Source organism: Rhodococcus sp. NPDC055112, assembly GCF_053607505.1.
The window spans coordinates 78,556-97,182 of record NZ_JBSGTR010000004.1 but is presented as its reverse complement, the minus strand read 5'-3'; the positions used below and the strand labels follow the sequence as shown (position 1 = coordinate 97,182).

Here is an 18,627-nt window from a genome sequence, read left to right as displayed (position 1 = left end):
TCACCCGCCGCGCGCCACCGTGCTTCCTCGTCACCTGCCGCCGGGCCGTTCACCGTCACTCTCCGGTCGAGTACTGCGTCGGCGAGTGCAGCTTCTCCAGGGTCTTGCCTGCGCCGAGGTACATGTGCACGCCACAGGGCAGACAGGGGTCGAAGCTGCGGACGGTCCGCATGATGTCGATCCCCTTGAAGTGATCGCGATCGTTCTCCTCGAAGATCGGCTGTCCCTGCACCGCGTCCTCGTACGGCCCCGGCGTGCCGAGGCTGTCGCGGGGGCTGGCGTTCCACGGGGTCGGCGGATAGGGGTGGTAGTTCGCGATCTTCCCGTCCCTGATCACCATGTGGTGGGAGAGCACGCCACGAACCGCCTCGGTGAACCCGCAGCCGATGCCCTCGTCGGGGACGTCGAACTTCTCCCAGGTCTTGGTGCGCCCGGCCCGGATCTCCTCGAGGGCCTTCTCCGCGAAGTGCAGTGCGCACGCGGCCGCGTACGCCTGGAAGTAGGTGCGCGCGCGGTTGCGTTCGATGGTGTTGCTGCCGTACTCCGGGATCTTCCACTCCAGCGAAACCGGGCCCTTGAGCGCGGTTTTCGGGAGGTTGATCTGCACGCTGCGGCCGGTGGCCTTGACGTACCCGATGTCGACGAGCCCGGCCAGCGCCGTCGACCACAGGCGGGCCAGCGCCCCACCGCCGGTGTCCAGTGCCAGGTGGTCGGTGCCGTCGAACCACCTGGGCGACATCACCCAGCTGTACTTGTCCTCGAGGTCGCGCTTCTGCGGCTGCGGGTTGGTGTGCTGGTTCCACGGGTGCCGCCGGTCGACCGGATTGCCCAGCGGGTCCTGCTTGACGAAGGTCTCCTGGTCGGTCCAGTCGTCGTAATACGACGAGCCCAGCAGGATCCGGATGCCCAGGTTGATGTCGACGAGATCGGTGGTGACCAGCTTGCCGTCGACGACGACCCCTGGGGTGACGAACATCTTCCGTCCCCAGTTCGTCATGTCCTTGTACTCGAAGTTGCAGTGCTCGGGATCCTGGAACGAGCCCCAGCAACCGAGCAATGTCCGGCGCAGCCCCACCTTCTCGTAGCCAGGCAGCGCCTCGTAGAAGAAGTCGAACAGGTCGTCGTGCATGGGCACGACCTTCTTCATGAACTCCACGTATCGCATCAAGCGGGTCATGTAGTCCGTCATCAGCTGGATGGTGGCCACCGTCCCGACCCCGCCCGGGTACAGCGTGGACGGGTGGACGTGCCGACCCTCCATGAGGCAGAACATCTCTCGGGTCGACCGGCTGACCTGGAGCGCCTCACGATAGAACTCGCCGGTGAACGGGTTCAGCGAGCGCATGATGTCCGCGATCGTGCGGTACCCGTGCTCGCCTGCCCCCGGCGCCTTGGTGTTCTCGGCCTTGGCGAGCACACCGGGGTTCGTCTCCGACACCATCTTCTCGCAGTAGTCCACCGCGACGAGGTTCTCCTGAAAGATGTTGTGGTCGAACATGTACTCGGCGGCCTCACCGAGGTTGACGATCCACTCCCCGAGGTGCGGTGGCTTCACGCCATAGGCCATGTTCTGCGTGTAGCAGGAACACGTCGCGTGGTTGTCACCGCAGATGCCGCAGATGCGGCTCGTGATGAAGTGCGCGTCGCGGGGATCCTTGCCCTTCATGAACAACGAGTAGCCGCGAAAGATGGACGAGGTGCTGTGGCACTCCACCACCTCGCGGTTGTCGAAGTCGATCTTGGTGTAGATGCCGAGGCTGCCCACGATGCGGGTGATCGGATCCCAGGCCATCTCCACGAGGCCGCCGGGGTCCGTCTGCTTGTGCGACGGCTCGGGGATGATCTCTGTCATCGAATTGCCTCTCGACAGGTCGAGCTACCAGGTACGTACTGCTCCCGTTTCGAGCGTGGAACCCGGATTGCGCCAACGCGGTTCCTTGTCCACCGTTCGTCCTGTCACGTGACGCAGGCGCCGGATGACGGAGCCATAGAGCCCCGACGCCGTGCTCGAGACCAGGCCGCCGGGCGGCTCGTCCATGAACGGCATGAACTTGTCGGGGAAACCGGGCATGGTGCACCCGATGCAGATACCGCCGACGTTCGGGCATCCGCCGAGCCCGTTCATCCAGCCGCGCTTGGGGACGTTGCACTTGACCACCGGGCCCCAGCACCCGAGCTTCACCAGGCATGTCGGCGATCCGTACTCGGTCGCGAACTCACCCTGCTCGTAGTAGCCACCGCGGTCGCAACCCTCGTGCACCGTGGCACCGAAGAGCCACTGCGGGCGCAACGCCTCGTCGAGCGGGATCATCGGGGCCTGATCGGTCGCCATGTACAGCAGATACGTCAGCGTCTCGGACAGGTTGTCCGGCTGGATCGGGCAGCCGGGCACACAGACGATCGGGATCCCGGCCTTGGACTTCCATTCCCAGCCGAGGTAGTCGGGCACACCCATCGCGCCGGTGGGATTGCCCGCCATCGCGTGGATTCCACCGTACGTCGCGCAGGTTCCGGCCGCGACGATCGCGGTCGCCTTCGGTGCGAGACGGTCGAGCCACTCGCTCGTCGTCACGGGTTGTCCGGTGGCCGGGTCACTCCCGAAGCCGCACCAGTAACCCTCGTCGTGCAGCTTCTCGTTCGGGATCGATCCCTCGACCACCAGCACGAACGGTTCGAGTTCGCCGCGATCGGCCTTCCAGAACCACTCGAGGAAATCGTCGGCACCGCCGGCCGATCCGCACTCGAAATCGATCAGGGGCCAGTGGACGGCGATCTTGGGCAGGCCCGGAAGGGCACCGAGGGCGATCTCCTCGATGCTGGGCTGGGTGGCAGCAGTCAGTGCCACCGAATCGCCATCACAACTGAGACCCGCGTTGATCCACAGCACGTGGATCAACGTTTCTTCGGCTTTGACTGCCGCCTCCGTTGGCATCAGTGCCGCTCTCCGGGGCAGGGCTGTGCCCCTACGTCATCGGAGTCGACCCTCGGCCCACTTGTATGACGCTTCTCACGGTCTACACCCGCAGGAAGGACGCTGTCAACGGTCGCAGGTTCGTCACGGCGCCCCTACTGCGCGGCAACCCATGTGTACCAATCGATTACGCCCTCGCCCGACTTGGCCGACACCGGCACGATCTGGACGTCCGGGTTCACCGACCGCGCGTGTCGCGCACACGCCCCGAGATCGAAGTCGACATACGGCAACAGATCGGTCTTGTTGATGATCACCACCCCCGCGGCCGCGAACATGTGCGGGTACTTGAGCGGCTTGTCCGACCCCTCGGTCACCGAGATCACGACCACCTTGCTGCGCTCGCCGAGATCGAAGAGTGCGGGGCAGACGAGGTTGCCGACGTTCTCCACGAACAGCAACGAGCCGGACGGCGGGTCGAGCGTGTCGAGGGCATGCCGCATCATCTCGGCGTCGAGGTGACAGCCGGCACCGGTGTTGACCTGCACCACCGAGCATCCGGTGGCCTTGATCCGTTCGGCGTCGAGCAACGTCTCCTGGTCACCCTCGATGACGGAGATCGGGCGCCCGCCGCCCAGTTCACGGATGGTTCGCTCGAGCAACGTCGTCTTGCCCGCGCCCGGCGAACTGGTCATGTTGAAGGCGAGGATGTCGCGGGCGGCCAGCCACTCCCGAACCTCCTGCGCGAGCAGGTCGTTCTTCGCGAGCACCTTCTGTTCGAGCGAGATCGTCTCGGTCTGCGGCAGGTGTTCATGCGGATGATCGTCACCGTGGTCGTGCGGGTGAGCATGATCATGCGAGTGGGCAGGGTCGTGTGGATGAGCATGATCGTGTGAGTGGGCAGGGTCGTGACCGGCATGGTCCTGAGGCACCGTGATCACCGCACCCGCGTGGTCGCCGCATCCGCATGTTGCACACATAGCTCAGCTCACTTCCATCGACATGATCCGCAGTTCGCGACCCGAGAGGATCTCCACGTCCGCGCTCCCACAGCGACACAGCACAACCAGATCGGTCAGCTCGAAATCCGCCCCGCATCCGCGACAGTGCGCCCTACCCGGCGGCTGATCGATCTCCAGGCTGGCACCCTCCATCACCGTGCCCTCGGTCGCCAGCTCGAAACAGAACTGCATCGAATCGGGGACCACCGCGCAGAGCGTCCCCACCTCGATCGTGACCCGCCGCACCCGCCTGCCCGCCGCACGCTCGCACACCGCGTCGACGACGCTCTGGGTGATCGACATCTCGTGCATCACGGCCTCGCTCCGGCCTCGGTGGAACTCACCCTAGGACGCGGCCACCGAGGGCACAACGGTTCGTCACTCGGGTGACGCCGCCTTCTCCGGCAGCGGCGACGCCGTTCGCTCGGGCCGCATCGCCGCCGCGAGCCCGGACTCCCAGCGCGCCTGAACGCCGCCGTACTGCCACACCAGCACGGCGGTCAGCCAGGTGCCGATGAACAGCCCGACGATGATGAACCCCATCGCCCCGAGATCGAGTCCGCCGATCCACCCGAGCAGTCCGTCGGTGACATCGAACTTCGCGGTGAGGATCGAGATGATCTCCTGCGCGCCGATGAGCATCGCCACCACCACCGACAGCCCCGTGACCACGAGGTTGTAGTAGATCTTGCGCAGCGGCCGGGCCAGCGCCCAGCCGTACGCGAAGTTCATGAACGAGCCGTCGATCGAATCGAACAACGTCATGCCCGCGCAGAACAGGATCGGCAACACCAGGATCGAGTACCAGGGCAGCCCGGTCGCGGCCGCACCCCCCGCGATGACGAGCAGCCCCACCTCGGTGACCGTGTCGAAGCCCATCCCGAAGAGCAGCCCAACCGGATACATGTGCCACGGTGCACGGACCGCGGCGACCACCGGCTTCAGCACCCTGTTGAGGGCTCCCCGATTGTCCAGTTCCCGTTCCAGCCGAGCCTCGTCGTAGGCGCCCCTCCTCATCTCGCGGAACACCCGGTAGATCGCGATCAACGACATCAGGTTGAGCAGGCCGATGAGCAGCAGAAACGACCCCGAGACCAGGGTGCCGAACACCCCCGTCCATCGCGTGAGATCGGAGTCGTCGTCGGACAGGCTCGCGGCGAGCTCCCGCACTCCGACCGCGAGCAGGGCCACGAGCACGAAGACGATCGTGGAATGCCCGAGTGAGAACCAGAATCCGACCGACATCGGCTTCTTGTTCTCCGCGACGAGCTTCCTCGTGGTGTTGTCGATGGCCGCGATGTGATCGGCGTCGAAGGCGTGGCGCATGCCGAGCGTGTACGCGGTGACACCGAGCCCGACGCCGAACGCGGAGCCGTGCACCGTGTAATGCCCGGGAACGACGAAGGCGAACAGCACACCCCAGCCGAGGACGTTGAGGGCGAGCACCGTGACCGCCATGCCGACGAGGCTGCGTCGCTCGCCGCGGTCGAGGTCGCGCCATGCGCCCGCCAGTCCCGTGCGTGCGAAGCGGGATGTCACGGTCATGACGTTCCTCGATGGGCGCGAGAACCGAGCCGATGCCGTCACTCAGCGTACGCCTGCTCAGTTGTTCATTTGAAGCCCCGGACCGGCGGTTTCGGACGCACACCCGTTGACGCCGGCACACCCCCATTGCTTGCACAAAGGGGGTGTGCGGACGGCAGAAGGTGTGTGGGAACGTACCCCTAGGCGGATGGCACCTTGTCGAGGAAGCCGAGTACATGGATCAACCGTCCGTCCGCGTCGCGCTCGATCACGTCGAACCCCTCGATCAGGTCCTCCGCACCTGCGGGCCCGAGCTGCCAGCCGAACCTCGCCTGGTCGTGATGGCCGTCGACCGGGCCGTTGAGCCGGAAGCTCATCCCGGCGAACTGCTGCTGCACGGCACCGATGGTGGCGTCGATCTCGGCCCGGCCGATGGCCGCGGCCATCGGGTCCACGTACCGGCCGTCGGCCGCCCACAGCGCGTCGACAGCGGCGCGACGCCGGTCCGCATCGGTCTCGTTCCACACCGCGATGTACTGGGCCGCAAGGTTTTCGAAGGTCATGTCGTCGCTCCTGTCGGATGTCGCGGTGGCCGCCTCGGCCTCCGTCGGAACACAACTCTGACCGCCCTGGTGCGCCGCGTCGATTACCTCCGAGGTAATGGCGGCGCTTCCCGGGCCGACCTAGGGTTGCCTCATGACCACCCTCATCGAGGCCCAGCAGCCGGTCGGCACGCTGCTCCGACGTTGGCGTGAGCGGCGCAGGCTCAGTCAGCTGGACCTCGCCTCCCGGGCAGAGGTCTCGGCCCGTCACGTGAGCTTCCTCGAGACCGGCCGGTCGAGGCCGACCAAGGCGATGCTGCTCAAGCTCAGCGAACAGCTCGAAATTCCTCTGCGGGATCGGAATTCACTGCTGTTGGCCGGCGGCTATGCCCCGGCCTACCCCGAGCACCAGCTCTCCGACCTGCCGATGGCCGCGGTGGCCGACGCGATCGCGGCGATCCTCGGTGCGCACCTGCCCGCCCCTGCCGTCGTCGTCGACCGGCACTGGAACATGATCGACGGCAACGCCGCGGTCGCGATGTTCACCGAGGGATGCGCGCTCCACCTGCTCGAACCGCCCGTCAACGTGCTGCGATTGAGCCTGCATCCGGAGGGCATGGCACCCCGGATCGTCAATCTCGGCCAGTGGCGCAGCCACCTGCTGCACCGGCTCGACCACCAGATCGCCACCACCGGGGACCCGTTCCTCGCCGCGTTGGCCGACGAACTGTCGGCCTACCCCGGCGCCGAGTCGCCGACCGACCACGACCCGAATGCCCTGGTGGTGCCGCTCCGATTCGCCACGCCGGGAGGCGAACTGGCTTTTCTCAGCACCACCACGGTGTTCGGCACGCCGATGGACGTCACGGTCGCCGAGCTGGCGATCGAGACCTTCTACCCCGCCGACGCGCCGACCGCCGCGGCGCTCGCCGAGGTCGTCAGATGACGCCCATCGCGAGCATCGCGTCCGCCACCTTGACGAAACCGCCGATGTTCGCGCCGAGGACGTAGTCGCCCGGCTTGCCGTACTCCTCCGCGGTCGCGACACAGCGGCCGTGGATGTCCGACATGATCTTCGAGAGCCGCTCGTCGGTGTAATCGAAATGCCAGGAGTCGCGAGAGGCGTTCTGCTGCATCTCCAACGCCGAGGTCGCCACGCCGCCCGCGTTCGCGGCCTTGCCGGGCGCGAACGCGACGCTCGCGCCGCGCAGCACCTTGAGCGCCTCGGGAGTGGTGGGCATGTTCGCGCCCTCGGCGACGACCTTGACGCCGTTCTCGACCAGGGTCAGTGCGCCCTTCTCGTCGAGCTCGTTCTGGGTGGCGGACGGGATGGCGACCTCACAGGGCACGTCCCAGATCGATCCGCCCGCAACATATGTGGCGGACGGAACGGTGTCGACGTAATCGCAGATCCGGCCGCGCCGGACCTCCTTGATCTCCTTGAGCAGCTCCAGGTCGATGCCGGACTCGTCCACGATGTAGCCGGCCGAATCCGAGCACGCCACCACGGTGCCGCCGAGCTGGTGCACCTTCTCGATCGCGTAGATCGCCACGTTGCCGGAACCGGAGACCACGACCCGCTTGCCGTCCATGCTGGTTCCGGCCGTCTTGAGCATCTCGGCGACGAAGTAGGCGGCGCCGTAACCGGTCGCCTCCTTGCGCACCTGCGAGCCACCCCAGGTCAGACCCTTGCCGGTGAGCACGCCGGACTCGTAGGAGTTCGTCAGCCGCTTGTACTGACCGAACAGGTAGCCGATCTCGCGGCCACCGACGCCGATGTCGCCCGCGGGCACGTCGGTGTACTCACCGATGTGCCGGTGCAGCTCGGTCATGAACGACTGGCAGAACCGCATGATCTCCGCGTCGGAGCGACCCTTGGGATCGAAGTCGGAGCCGCCCTTGCCGCCGCCGATCGGCAGTCCGGTCAGCGCGTTCTTGAAGATCTGCTCGAAGCCGAGGAACTTCACGATGCCGAGGTTGACGCTCGGGTGGAAGCGGAGGCCGCCCTTGTACGGTCCGAGCACGCTGTTGTACTGCACCCGGAATCCGCGGTTGACATGCACGTTGCCGTTGTCGTCGGTCCACGGCACTCGGAAGATGATCTGACGCTCCGGCTCGCACAGCCGCTCGATCAGCGCGCCGTCGGCGTAGTTCGGGTGCCGCTCCAGCACCACTGTGAGCGATTCGAAAACCTCGGCGACGGCCTGGTGGAACTCCGGCTCACCGGCGTTGCGTCGGACAACTTCCTCGAAGTACTTGTCGACGCGCTCACGGACATGCCCACTCACAGCGGCCGCCCTCCTCATTTATCTGCAGGGATGGAAAGTAAAGACAATCACAAGACTTCCTCACTGCGACATGCGGGTCTCCGTGATCCGCGTCGCCACGGTGACCGATCCCACACCGTGCCGCGGGCGCGACACGGGTGGGCGTGGACCTGACTTGCCGGGACGGGAGGTGGGCCTGGGACTACCGTGAGATTCGTCATCGGAGATCTGCGGAGGAGCGTCAATGAGCATCCAGACGGTGGAATCGCACCGCCATCGCGTCGTGGTCATCGGTTCCGGTTTCGGCGGCCTGTTCAGTGCGCAGGCACTCAAACGCGCCGACGTCGACGTCACCCTCATCGCTCGCACCACCCACCACCTCTTCCAGCCGCTGCTCTACCAGGTGGCGACCGGCATCCTCTCGGTCGGCGACATCGCCCCCGCGACCCGCCTGGTCCTGCGTAAGCAGAAGAACACCCAGGTGTTGCTCGGCGACGTGCTCGAGATCGACCTCGAGGCCAAGACCGTCACCTCGCGGCTGCTCGAACGAGAGACGGTCACCGAGTTCGACAGCCTGATCGTCGCCGCGGGCGCCGGTCAGTCCTACTTCGGCAACGACCAGTTCGCCGAGTTCGCGCCCGGCATGAAGACCATCGACGACGCTCTCGAACTGCGCGGCCGCATCCTCGGCGCCTTCGAGCAGGCCGAGCTCTCCCAGGACCCGGAGGAGCGCGCCCGGCTGCTCACCTTCGTCGTCGTCGGTGCCGGCCCCACCGGCGTCGAACTGGCGGGCCAGATCGCCGAGTTGGCCCATCGGACCCTCAACGGCGCCTTCCGGAGCATCGACTCCCGCGAGTCCCGGGTGATCCTGCTCGACGGCGCCCCCGCGGTGCTCCCCGTCTACGGGGGCAAGCTCAGCGAGAAGGCGGCGGCTCGGCTCGAGAAGCTCGGCGTCGAGATCCAGCTCAACGCGATGGTCACCGACGTCGACGTCGACGGGCTGGTCGTCAAGGAGAAGGACGGCACCGAGCGCCGCATCGACTCGCAGTGCAAGGTGTGGTCCGCGGGCGTGCAGGCCAGCCCGCTCGGCAAGCAGCTCGCGGCCCAGTCCGGAGCCGAGGTCGACCGCGCGGGCCGCGTCCACGTCAACCCCGACCTGTCGCTGCCCGGGTACCCCAACGTCTACGTCATCGGCGACATGATGTCGCTCGACAACCTGCCAGGACTGGCGCAGGTCGCGATGCAGGGCGGCAAGTACGCCGCCAAGCAGATCAAGGCCACCGTCGCCGGCGAGTCCCCCGAGACGCGGCACCCCTTCAAGTACTTCGACAAGGGGTCGATGGCGACCATCTCCCGTTTCAGCGCCGTCGCGAAGGTCGGCAAGCTGGAGATCAGCGGCTTCATCGGCTGGGTCGCGTGGCTGGTGATCCACCTCATGTACCTGGTCGGCTTCCGCAGCAAGTTCTCCACGATCCTGTCCTGGACCGTCAGCTTCCTCGGCCGCGGCCGCGCGCAGATGGCGTCGACGGAACAGCAGGTGTTCGCGCGCAACGCGATCGACCTGTTGCAGGACTACGAGCGAGCGAAAGACGCAGGCCTGATCGGCGATCCGCTGGCCGTCTCGACGGGCGAGGAGCGGGAGAAGGCAGGCTAGCCGTTGTGCGCGTGGGTGGCGCCGAGGTCGTGCAGCATCCGGTGCACGACCTCGTCGTCCAACGAATAGCTCATCTTCTTGCCGTCCCGGCGCACCGCGACCCAGCCCTGGTTGCGCAGCAGCCGAAGCGCGTGCGAGACCGCCGTGGTGCTCATGTCCAGCGCCGCCGCGAGATCCGAGACGTAGATGCCGGGGGCGCGGTGCAGCCCGAGCAGGATCCGGAGCCGGGTGGGGTCGCCGAGCAGTTCGAAGCGGCGCACCCACTCCGGTAGGTCCGGCACCGCCGCGACGGCGGCGCGGGCCTGCGCGACCTGTTCCGGGTCGAACGCGGGCGGAATATCGGTCATGAGTTCACCGTAGCCAACGCGCGGCCCAGCCGGGTCCCGAGACTGCCGCCCGCCGCCAGGGGCATCCGCACCCACGACCCACCCGCGGGATACCTCTCGACCACCGCGGCCCGCTCGTCGGGGAACACCAGCTCGCTCTCGACCGCCATCGGCGCGTCCAGCAGGTCGTGCCCCACCGTCCCCGCGCCCAGCTCCAGTCGGTGCCGCAGCAGCGGCATCCCGTCCAGATCCGCGTGCAGCGCGCCCGACCATCGGCCGCCGTGCTCCCCGGTGCGCCCGATCTGTGCCCGCTCGCGCACCGTCACCCGCGACGAGGACGTCAGCTCGAGCCGGGTGAGGGTCCGGTGCTCCGCGTCCGCCGCGACCACCATGGGCTCGGGGTCGAGCAGCAGCTCCGCGTCCCGATCCACCCGGAGGTCCCAGCGCGCGGTGGAGACCAGTTCGCCTGCGCCCGGCAGCGCGAGCGCCGCGGCGACGGTGCGCACCGTCAGGCTCGCGCCCGGTCCGACGCGCAGCGTGATCTCGAGGTGGTCACCGCCGAGCGGCGTGGCCGCCGAGGAGATCAGGTGCACGGTGTCGGGCCCGGTGATCCGGGCGGCCAGTCCGCCGCTCGCCCGGATCCGCGGGGTGCGGCCCCGCTCGGCGACGATGGTGAGCGCGGTGTGCACCCGGTCAGACCGCCGCGGCCAGCTGCTCGCGCACCCAGGCGAGCACTGGGGTCGCCGCCGGGTCCGCGGTCAGCGAGATCAACGCCGTCGGCCTGCCCTCGCGGACCCGGGCCGCATCGGTCTCCATCACGGTCAGGTCCGCGCCGACCAGCGGGGCGAGATCGGTCTTGTTGACGACGAGCAGGTCCGAGAACGTCACGCCTGGTCCGCCCTTACGCGGCACCTTGTCGCCGCCAGCCACGTCGACCACGAAGATCTGCACGTCGATCAGCCCCGAGGAGAAGGTGGCGGTGAGGTTGTCACCACCGGACTCGACCAGGATCAGGTCGAGGGGCGGGTTCGCCTCGATCAGGTCGTCGATGGCGTCGAGATTCGCGGTGATGTCGTCGCGGATCGCGGTGTGCGGGCAGCCGCCCGTCTGCACCGCGGTGATCCGCTCGTCGGGCAGCACGGCATGCCTGCGCAGGAAGTCCGCGTCCTCGGTGGTGTAGATGTCGTTGGTGAGCACCGCGAGCGAGAGTTCGTCGCGCAGCTCGCGACAGAGCGCGGCCACCAGCGCGGTCTTGCCGGATCCGACCGGGCCGCCGATACCCACCCGCAGCGGCTCGCCCGGCACCCGAACCCGCTTGGGCCGGTCGTGCGTGTGCTGATGCGGTTCGCCGTCGATCAGATGAGGGGGCATGTCGATCTCCTTCGGGTGGTGCGGTTCTCGGGCATTCGGGGTGTCGAGGAGTTCACGAGGCGAACAAAGGGCGTTCGCGGTCCAGGTGCGCCTGTGCGACCACGTCGAGCACGGGGTCGGACAGGTCGGCGAGGCCGGTGGCCGCGAGATCCGCCGTCCGGTCACACAGCTCGGAGAGCGCGAAGGTGCAGGCCGCCACGTCCGCAGGATCGAGGGCGAGCAGGCGCTGCGCGGCGATCGCGGACCCCGTCATCGTCGTGTAGACGAGGACCATCGCGGCCTCGGTGTCGCTCATCCCGCAGACCCGCGCGGCCTCGCCGGAGGCCACCGCCAGATGCGGGCGGGCGCCGAGAACCGACCAGTCGTGCTCGGGCCACACGTGTTTGGACAGCCGCAGCAGCCCCCGGCCCTGGGCCCGGGACGCGGCACGCCCCGCAGGGGACGGGGTCCGCGCGTCGGTCTCCGCATCGGCCTCACCCGGGGCGAGCGCACCTGCGCACACCGCCGCTGCGATCGACCCGGCGACCAGCCCGGTGCTGCGGATCCGCCTGCGCAGGTAGGCGTCGAGCGTCGCGAGGTCCCGCACCAGCCCGCAGGCGATGGCCTCCTCCACTCCGCCGGAGTGCACGTGCCCGCCGGTGGGCAGCCGGGAGTCGGCAAGCGCGAGCAGGTTCGCCAGTCTCGAGGTCATCGCGTACGCACCACCATCAGAACAGGAAGTACCGCTGGGCCATCGGCAGTTCGGTGGCGGGCTGCTCGCGCCACACCTGCCCGTCAATCCGCACGGTGAACGTGTCGGGGTCCACCTCGATATGGGGCCGTGCGTCGTTGAGCGGCATGTCCGCCTTGCCCCGCGTGCGCACATCGAGCACCGGCACCAGTCTGCGGTCCACGTTCAGCCGGTCGGCCAGCCCGTCCTCGATCGCCTGCGGCGCCACGAAGTGCACCGACGTCGCGGCGGCCACCTTCGGGGCGGCGCCGAACATCGGCCTCGGCAGCACCGGCTGCGGGGTCGGGATCGAGGCGTTGGCGTCGCCCATCGCGGCCCAGGCGATCGCGCCACCCTTGATCACGGCGTGGGGACGGACCCCGAAGAACGCGGGCTCCCAGAGCACCAGGTCGGCGAGCTTGCCCACCTCCACCGATCCGATCTCGGCGTCCAGTCCGTGCGCGATCGCGGGGCAGATCGTGTACTTCGCCACGTAGCGCCTGGCCCGGTTGTTGTCCGCGGCGCCGTCGCCTGACAGGGCCCCGATCCGGCGCTTCATCACGTGCGCCGACTGCCACGTGCGCAGCACCACCTCGCCGATCCGGCCCATCGCCTGCGCGTCGCTGCCGATCATCGAGATGGCGCCCATGTCGTGCAGCAGGTCCTCCGCCGCGATGGTCGACGGCCGGATCCGGCTCTCCGCGAAGGCCAGGTCCTCGGGGATGGACGGGTCGAGGTGGTGGCACACCATGAGCATGTCCAGGTGCTCGTCGAGGGTGTTCACCGTGTGCGGGCGGGTCGGGTTCGTCGAACTGGGCAGCACGTGCCCCTGCGCGGCAACGGTGATGATGTCGGGCGCGTGCCCGCCGCCCGCGCCCTCGGTGTGGTAGGCGTGGATCCCGCGGCCAGCGATGGCCGCGAGGGTGTCCTCGACGAAGCCGGCCTCGTTCAGCGTGTCCGAGTGGAGCGCGACCTGGACGCCTGCCGCATCGGCGACGGACAGGCAGGCATCGATCGCCGCCGGGGTCGAGCCCCAGTCCTCGTGCAGCTTGAATCCGGAAGCACCGCCACGCAACTGCTCCCACATGGATTCCGCATTGACGGTGTTGCCCTTACCGAGCAGCGCGATGTTCATCGGCCACCCGTCGAGCGCCTCCAGCATCCGCGACAGGTGCCAGGCGCCGGGCGTCACGGTGGTGGCCTTCGACCCCTCGGCCGGGCCGGTGCCGCCGCCGATCAGCGTGGTGATCCCGCCACCGAGCGCTTCCTCCATGATCTGCGGGCAGATGAAGTGCACGTGGCAGTCGATCGCGCCCGCGGTCAGGATCCGTCCGTTACCCGCGATGATCTCGGTGGAGGGTCCGACCACCAGGTCGGGGTGCACCCCCGTCATGGTGTCCGGGTTGCCTGCCTTGCCGAGCGCGACTATCCGGCCGTCCCGGATCCCGACGTCCGCCTTGATGATTCCCCAGTGGTCGAGGACCACCACCCCGGTGATGACGGTGTCGGGTGCCCCTTCGGCGCGGGTCGCACGGCCCTGCCCCATGGATTCACGGAGCACCTTGCCACCGCCGAAGACGGCTTCCTCGCCCGCCAGCCCCGGCCCCCCGGAGCGGTCCTCGGTGATCTCGATGAGCAGGTCGGTGTCGGCCAACCGGATCCGGTCGCCGGCGGTGGGCCCGAACAGGGCGGCATAGCGGGGCCTGCTCAAAGAGCTCATCAGCGGTCCAACTTTCCTGGCGCGGTCAGATTCAGGCCGTGCACTTCACGTGTGCCACCGATCGGGACCAGGCTCACGCGCTGACTCAGCCCGGGCTCGAAGCGAACGGCGGTACCCGCGGGGATGTCGAGACGGAGCCCGTGCGCGGTCGCGCGATCGAACCGCAGCGCCGCATTCGCCTGCGGGAAGTGCACGTGACTGCCGACCTGGATCGGCCGGTCGCCGACGTTGAGCACCTCGAGATCGGTCCTCGGCGCACCAGGATTCAGCTCGATCTCGCCGTCGGCGCAGAGGATTTCACCGGGGATCATCTTCTGCTCCTACGCGATCGGATGGTGGACGGTCACGAGCTTGGTGCCGTCCGGGAAGGTGGCCTCCACCTGGACGTCGGCGAGCATCTCGGGCACGCCCTCCATCACGTCCTCGCGGCCGAGCACCTCGCGACCGGATGCCATCAGCTCGGCGACGGTGCGGCCGTCCCGCGCGCCCTCGAGCAGGTGGTCGGTGATGATGGCCACCGCCTCGGGATGGTTGAGGAGCAGACCCCTGCCCCTGCGACGCCTTGCGAGTTCGGCGGCGTAGCTGAGCAGCAACCGTTCCTGCTCATGGGGCGACAGGCGCATCCGTCCTCCTTGTCATGTGCCGGGCGGGTGCCCGGAGGGGCAATGGTGCCACGAGGACCGGGAGCGATCGCATCCTCCCCGGCCGGTTGATACGGCTGTAAGAAGACCGAAACATGCAGGCAACACGCCTCTCTCGACGCAGCGACGGCCCGCGAGAGCGGATCGCCAGTAGCATCGAGCCTGTGACCGAGGCGACGGACCGCACCAGCCCGCCAGTCGTGTTGCGCGTGCTCGTGTACAGCGACAACGCGAACACCCGTGCCCAGGTCATCAGCGCGGTCGGAACGCGGCCCGATCCTGATCTGCCGGAGCTGGAGTACGTCGAGGTGGCGACCGGACCCGTCGTGATCGAGCGCCTGGACGCGGGCGGCATCGACCTGGCCGTCCTGGACGGGGAGGCGACCCCCGTCGGCGGGATGGGTATCGCCAAGCAGTTGAAGGACGAGATCCGCGACTGCCCGCCGATCCTTGTGCTGACCGGCAGGCCCGACGATGCCTGGCTCGCCACCTGGTCGCGGGCCGAGGCCTCGGTGCCGCGGCCGATCGACCCGATCCGCCTCGCCGACGCCGTCGTCACGCTGCTGCGCGCCGCCGCGTAGCTCCGCGGTTCGCCGCCGGACACGCCCGCGAACCAGCGGGCGCGAACTCCCCAGACCGGTAGGGTGAGATGTAGCTCACATCGACCCGAGTCGGGATAGTGCGGCTCGTTCGGCCGGAGTGATCGCGCGGGAAGTGCTTCGGACCTGAGGAGCGTTTGCATGGGGCGAGCCTGGCAAGTCGGACCGACGGGTCGGTCCGAGATCGACTGCCGCATCGGTCCCGCGCGCGTGCTGGAACGACCGTCCGGAACCGGGCGGCCAGGCTCGCACAGAGGGGAGCTCACCCGGCATGAACGTCTATGTGCCGATCCTCGTACTCGGAGCGATCGCAACGGGATTCGCGATCTTCTCGGTGATCGTGGCGTCGATCGTCGGCCCGAAGCGGTACAACCGGGCCAAGCTCGAGGCATACGAATGCGGCATCGACCCGGTGCAGCAGCCGGCGGGAAGGGCCACCGGCCAGCGCATCCCCGTGAAGTACTACCTGACGGCGATGCTCTTCATCATCTTCGACATCGAGATCGTGTTCCTCTATCCCTGGGCCGTGCATTTCGACGCACTCGGCATCTTCGGTTTCGGCGCGATGGCGCTGTTCATCGTCAACGTTGCCGTTGCCTACGTGTACGAGTGGCGCCGAGGTGGCCTGAGCTGGGATTGAGCGCCCGTTCATGGAGTGCCGGAATCGATCTCACGCTGAATCCGAACCGAGAAGAGTAGCGAGATGGGTCTCGAGGAGAAACTGCCGAGCGGCTTCCTGCTGAGCACGCTCGAGGGGCTGGCGGGCTTCGCAAGGAAGGGCTCCCTCTGGCCGGCGAGCTTCGGCCTCGCCTGCTGCGCGATCGAGATGATGGCCACCACGTCGGGGCGCTACGACCTCGCACGCTTCGGGATGGAGGCATTCCGCGCCTCGCCGCGGCAGGCGGATCTGATGATCGTCGCAGGCCGGGTCAGTCAGAAGATGGCCCCGGTCCTGCGCCAGATCTACGACCAGATGGTCGAACCCAAGTGGGTGCTGGCGATGGGGGTGTGCGCGTCCTCGGGCGGCATGTTCAACAACTACGCGATCGTGCAGGGCGTCGACCACGTCGTTCCCGTGGACATCTACCTGCCCGGGTGCCCGCCGCGGCCGGAGATGCTGCTGAACGCGATCATCACGCTGCACGAGAAGATCCAGCAGATGCCGTTGGGTGCCAACCGCGAGGAGGCGGTGCGCGCCGCCGAGCAGGCCGCGCTGGCCTCCACCCCGACGTTCGATCTCGGCAGCCCCGGGGGTCTGCTCCGGTGACCCACGAGAAAAGCGACCGCGACGAGGATGTCCGGCGGATCGACGCGGAGGCGACGGCGGGCCCGGAGGGCGCGGTGCCGTCTGCGCACCCCGATGACGAGGAGCTGATCGGTGTGCGCCGCGGCATGTTCGGGGTGCGCGGCACCGGCGACACCTCCGGCTACGGTCGGCTGATTCGCCCGGTCACCGCGCCCGACACCGCGCCTCGTCCGTACGGCGGCTACTTCGACGAGGTCGCGGACGCCCTGGAGGCGGCGCTCACCGACGCCGGCACACCGTTCGCGGACGCGATCGAGAAGGTCGTCGTCTTCCGGGACGAGCTGACCTTCCACGTCCGGCGGTCACACCTACCGCTGGTCGCGCGGATCCTGCGCGACGAACCCGATCTCCGATTCGAGCTGTGCCTCGGCGTGAACGGCGCGCACTATCCGCAGGACACCGGCCGGGAACTGCACGCGGTCTACCCACTCCGGTCGATCACCCTCGGCCGCCTCATCCGGCTCGAAGTATCTGTACCCGACGGCGATCCGCACGTTCCGTCGCTGTACGGGGTGTACCCGACGAACGACTGGCACGAACGGGAGACCTACGACTTCTTCGGCATCGTCTTCGACGGCCATCCGTCGCTGACCCGGATCGAGATGCCCGACGACTGGGAGGGTCACCCGCAGCGCAAGGACTACCCGCTCGGCGGCATCCCCGTCGAGTACAAGGGCGCGCAGGTGCCGCCGCCGGACGAGCGGAGGGCGTACAACTGATGAACGAGACCGGACAGAACCTCACCGTGACGGGTCAGGACTGGGACGAGGTCGTCTCATCCACGGCCGGGACGGCGGGCGCCGAGCGCATCGTCGTGAACATGGGCCCGCAGCACCCGTCCACGCACGGGGTCCTCCGCCTCATCCTCGAGATCGAGGGCGAGACGGTCACCGAGGCGCGCTGCGGAATCGGCTACCTGCACACCGGGATCGAGAAGAACCTCGAGTACCGCAACTGGGTGCAGGGCGTCACCTTCGTCACTCGGATGGACTACCTGTCACCGTTCTTCAACGAGACCGCGTACTGCCTCGGGGTGGAGAAGCTCCTCGACATCACCGACCAGATCCCGGAGCGGGCCAACGTCATCCGGGTGATGCTCATGGAGCTCAACCGGGTCTCCTCCCATCTGGTGGCGCTGGCCACCGGCGGGATGGAGCTGGGCGCGATCACCCCGATGCTCTTCGGGTTCCGCGAGCGCGAGTTGATCCTCGATGTCTTCGAGGCGATCACCGGCCTGCGGATGAACCACGCATACATCCGTCCCGGCGGCCTCGTCCGGGACCTGCCGCCCGGCGCGGACCGGAAGGTTCGCGAACTTCTCGTGATCATGCCGAAACGACTGCGGGACATCGAGTTGCTGCTCAGCGACAACGCGATCTGGAAGGCCCGCACCGAGGGGATCGGCTATCTCGACCTGACCGGCTGCATGGCACTTGGCATCACCGGTCCGGTCCTGCGGGCCACCGGCCTGCCCCACGACCTGCGCAGGAGCGCGCCCTACTGCGGCTACGAGGACTACGAATTCGACGTCATCACCGAAACCACCAGCGACTGCTACGGGCGCTACCGGATCCGGGTCGACGAGATGGCGGAGTCGTTGAAGATCGTCGAACAGTGCCTCGACCGACTGCGCCCCGGCCCCGTCATGGTGGCGGACGAGAAGATCGCCTGGCCTGCCGATCTCGCCCTCGGCAGCGACGGACTCGGCAACTCCCCCGAACACATCGGCAAGATCATGGGGACCTCCATGGAATCGCTGATCCACCACTTCAAGCTCGTCACCGAGGGGCTCCGGGTGCCGCCGGGACAGGTCTACACCGCGGTCGAGTCGCCCCGAGGCGAGCTGGGCGTTCACATGGTCAGCGACGGCGGCACCCGCCCGTTCCGGGTCCACTACCGGGACCCCTCCTTCACCAATCTCCAAGCGGTGGCGGCCATGTGCGAGGGCGGGATGGTATCCGACGTCATCGCCTCGGTCGCCAGCATCGATCCGGTCATGGGCGGAGCTGATCGCTGATGTTGCAGGGACGAGGCGACGAGCGCGCGACCAACGTTT

At 68.0% G+C, this 18,627-nt stretch carries 21 protein-coding genes; 7 read left to right on the top strand and 14 right to left on the bottom strand.

Annotated features, from left to right (window positions below; all coding sequences use genetic code 11):
• Nucleotides 1-55 precede the first annotated feature (55 nt).
• From ACWFRB_RS03815 to ACWFRB_RS03790, 6 genes are all read right to left on the bottom strand, one after another.
• On the bottom strand, nt 56-1,852 hold the full coding sequence (locus ACWFRB_RS03815) for a nickel-dependent hydrogenase large subunit (protein WP_452638945.1): 1,797 nt from the start codon (nt 1,850-1,852) through the stop codon (nt 56-58).
• A gap of 24 nt (nt 1,853-1,876) precedes the next feature.
• Nucleotides 1,877-2,932 (bottom strand): NADH-quinone oxidoreductase subunit B family protein, encoded by a 1,056-nt coding sequence (locus tag ACWFRB_RS03810; RefSeq protein WP_452638943.1) that lies wholly within the window; start codon nt 2,930-2,932, stop codon nt 1,877-1,879.
• Nucleotides 2,933-3,066: 134 nt separating this feature from the next.
• A complete protein-coding gene (gene hypB / locus ACWFRB_RS03805; RefSeq protein ID WP_452638942.1) occupies nt 3,067-3,891 on the bottom strand; it encodes a hydrogenase nickel incorporation protein HypB in 825 nt (274 codons plus the stop codon).
• Between the two features lie 3 nt (nt 3,892-3,894).
• The gene (locus ACWFRB_RS03800) at nt 3,895-4,224 is read right to left on the bottom strand and encodes a hydrogenase maturation nickel metallochaperone HypA/HybF (protein WP_027501469.1); all 330 of its coding nucleotides are present in this window, start codon (nt 4,222-4,224) and stop codon (nt 3,895-3,897) included.
• Nucleotides 4,225-4,290: 66 nt separating this feature from the next.
• On the bottom strand, nt 4,291-5,457 hold the full coding sequence (locus ACWFRB_RS03795) for a HoxN/HupN/NixA family nickel/cobalt transporter (protein WP_452638941.1): 1,167 nt from the start codon (nt 5,455-5,457) through the stop codon (nt 4,291-4,293).
• 179 nt (nt 5,458-5,636) lie between these two features.
• Complete coding sequence (locus ACWFRB_RS03790) at nt 5,637-5,999, bottom strand: nuclear transport factor 2 family protein (RefSeq protein ID WP_452638940.1); 363 nt, start codon at nt 5,997-5,999, stop codon at nt 5,637-5,639.
• Nucleotides 6,000-6,132: 133 nt separating this feature from the next.
• Between ACWFRB_RS03790 and ACWFRB_RS03785 the strand changes: the two genes are divergently transcribed.
• Complete coding sequence (locus ACWFRB_RS03785; protein ID WP_452638939.1) at nt 6,133-6,924, top strand: helix-turn-helix domain-containing protein; 792 nt, start codon at nt 6,133-6,135, stop codon at nt 6,922-6,924.
• Here ACWFRB_RS03785 and gdhA read toward each other — a convergent pair.
• Nucleotides 6,917-8,284, bottom strand: coding sequence for an NADP-specific glutamate dehydrogenase (gene gdhA, locus ACWFRB_RS03780; RefSeq protein ID WP_452638938.1), 1,368 nt, complete (start codon nt 8,282-8,284; stop codon nt 6,917-6,919). The two genes, ACWFRB_RS03785 and gdhA, sit on opposite strands and share 8 nt — an antisense overlap.
• A gap of 205 nt (nt 8,285-8,489) precedes the next feature.
• Between gdhA and ACWFRB_RS03775 the strand changes: the two genes are divergently transcribed.
• Entirely contained in the window at nt 8,490-9,899 is a 1,410-nt protein-coding gene (locus ACWFRB_RS03775; protein ID WP_452638937.1) for an NAD(P)/FAD-dependent oxidoreductase, read from the top strand.
• Here ACWFRB_RS03775 and ACWFRB_RS03770 read toward each other — a convergent pair.
• From ACWFRB_RS03770 to ACWFRB_RS03740, 7 genes are read right to left on the bottom strand one after another with little or no spacing between them, the layout of a single operon-like run.
• A complete protein-coding gene (locus ACWFRB_RS03770) occupies nt 9,896-10,246 on the bottom strand; it encodes an ArsR/SmtB family transcription factor (RefSeq protein ID WP_452638936.1) in 351 nt (116 codons plus the stop codon). The genes ACWFRB_RS03775 and ACWFRB_RS03770 overlap by 4 nt on opposite strands.
• Entirely contained in the window at nt 10,243-10,914 is a 672-nt protein-coding gene (locus tag ACWFRB_RS03765) for an urease accessory protein UreD (protein ID WP_452638934.1), read from the bottom strand. The genes ACWFRB_RS03770 and ACWFRB_RS03765 overlap by 4 nt, the downstream gene beginning before the upstream one ends.
• 4 nt (nt 10,915-10,918) lie before the next feature.
• Nucleotides 10,919-11,596 (bottom strand): urease accessory protein UreG, encoded by a 678-nt coding sequence (gene ureG, locus ACWFRB_RS03760; RefSeq protein ID WP_077041737.1) that lies wholly within the window; start codon nt 11,594-11,596, stop codon nt 10,919-10,921.
• A 52-nt stretch (nt 11,597-11,648) separates the two neighbouring features.
• On the bottom strand, nt 11,649-12,287 hold the full coding sequence (locus ACWFRB_RS03755; protein WP_452638933.1) for an urease accessory protein UreF: 639 nt from the start codon (nt 12,285-12,287) through the stop codon (nt 11,649-11,651).
• A 16-nt stretch (nt 12,288-12,303) separates the two neighbouring features.
• Entirely contained in the window at nt 12,304-14,025 is a 1,722-nt protein-coding gene (locus ACWFRB_RS03750) for an urease subunit alpha (protein ID WP_452638932.1), read from the bottom strand.
• Nucleotides 14,025-14,336: an urease subunit beta gene (locus ACWFRB_RS03745; protein ID WP_452638930.1), complete on the bottom strand. Its 312-nt coding sequence runs from the start codon at nt 14,334-14,336 to the stop codon at nt 14,025-14,027. The genes ACWFRB_RS03750 and ACWFRB_RS03745 overlap by 1 nt, the downstream gene beginning before the upstream one ends.
• A 9-nt stretch (nt 14,337-14,345) precedes the next feature.
• Nucleotides 14,346-14,648 (bottom strand): urease subunit gamma, encoded by a 303-nt coding sequence (locus tag ACWFRB_RS03740; protein WP_027501480.1) that lies wholly within the window; start codon nt 14,646-14,648, stop codon nt 14,346-14,348.
• 182 nt (nt 14,649-14,830) lie between these two features.
• On the opposite strand from ACWFRB_RS03740, the gene ACWFRB_RS03735 reads away from it, so the two are divergent.
• The 5 genes from ACWFRB_RS03735 to nuoD all read left to right on the top strand — a co-directional run bounded on the left by ACWFRB_RS03735 (nt 14,831) and on the right by nuoD (nt 18,588).
• Nucleotides 14,831-15,247 carry an Rv3143 family two-component system response regulator gene (locus ACWFRB_RS03735; RefSeq protein ID WP_452638928.1) on the top strand — a complete coding sequence of 139 codons (417 nt, stop codon included), beginning with the start codon at nt 14,831-14,833 and terminating at the stop codon, nt 15,245-15,247.
• Nucleotides 15,248-15,536: 289 nt separating this feature from the next.
• Entirely contained in the window at nt 15,537-15,905 is a 369-nt protein-coding gene (locus ACWFRB_RS03730; RefSeq protein ID WP_452638926.1) for an NADH-quinone oxidoreductase subunit A, read from the top strand.
• A gap of 63 nt (nt 15,906-15,968) precedes the next feature.
• Nucleotides 15,969-16,532 (top strand): NuoB/complex I 20 kDa subunit family protein, encoded by a 564-nt coding sequence (locus ACWFRB_RS03725; RefSeq protein ID WP_452638924.1) that lies wholly within the window; start codon nt 15,969-15,971, stop codon nt 16,530-16,532.
• Nucleotides 16,533-16,606: 74 nt separating this feature from the next.
• Nucleotides 16,607-17,290 carry an NADH-quinone oxidoreductase subunit C gene (locus ACWFRB_RS03720; RefSeq protein ID WP_452639022.1) on the top strand — a complete coding sequence of 228 codons (684 nt, stop codon included), beginning with the start codon at nt 16,607-16,609 and terminating at the stop codon, nt 17,288-17,290.
• Entirely contained in the window at nt 17,290-18,588 is a 1,299-nt protein-coding gene (gene nuoD / locus ACWFRB_RS03715) for an NADH dehydrogenase (quinone) subunit D (protein WP_452638923.1), read from the top strand. Before ACWFRB_RS03720 ends, nuoD begins: the two co-directional genes overlap by 1 nt.
• Nucleotides 18,589-18,627: the final 39 nt, after the last annotated feature.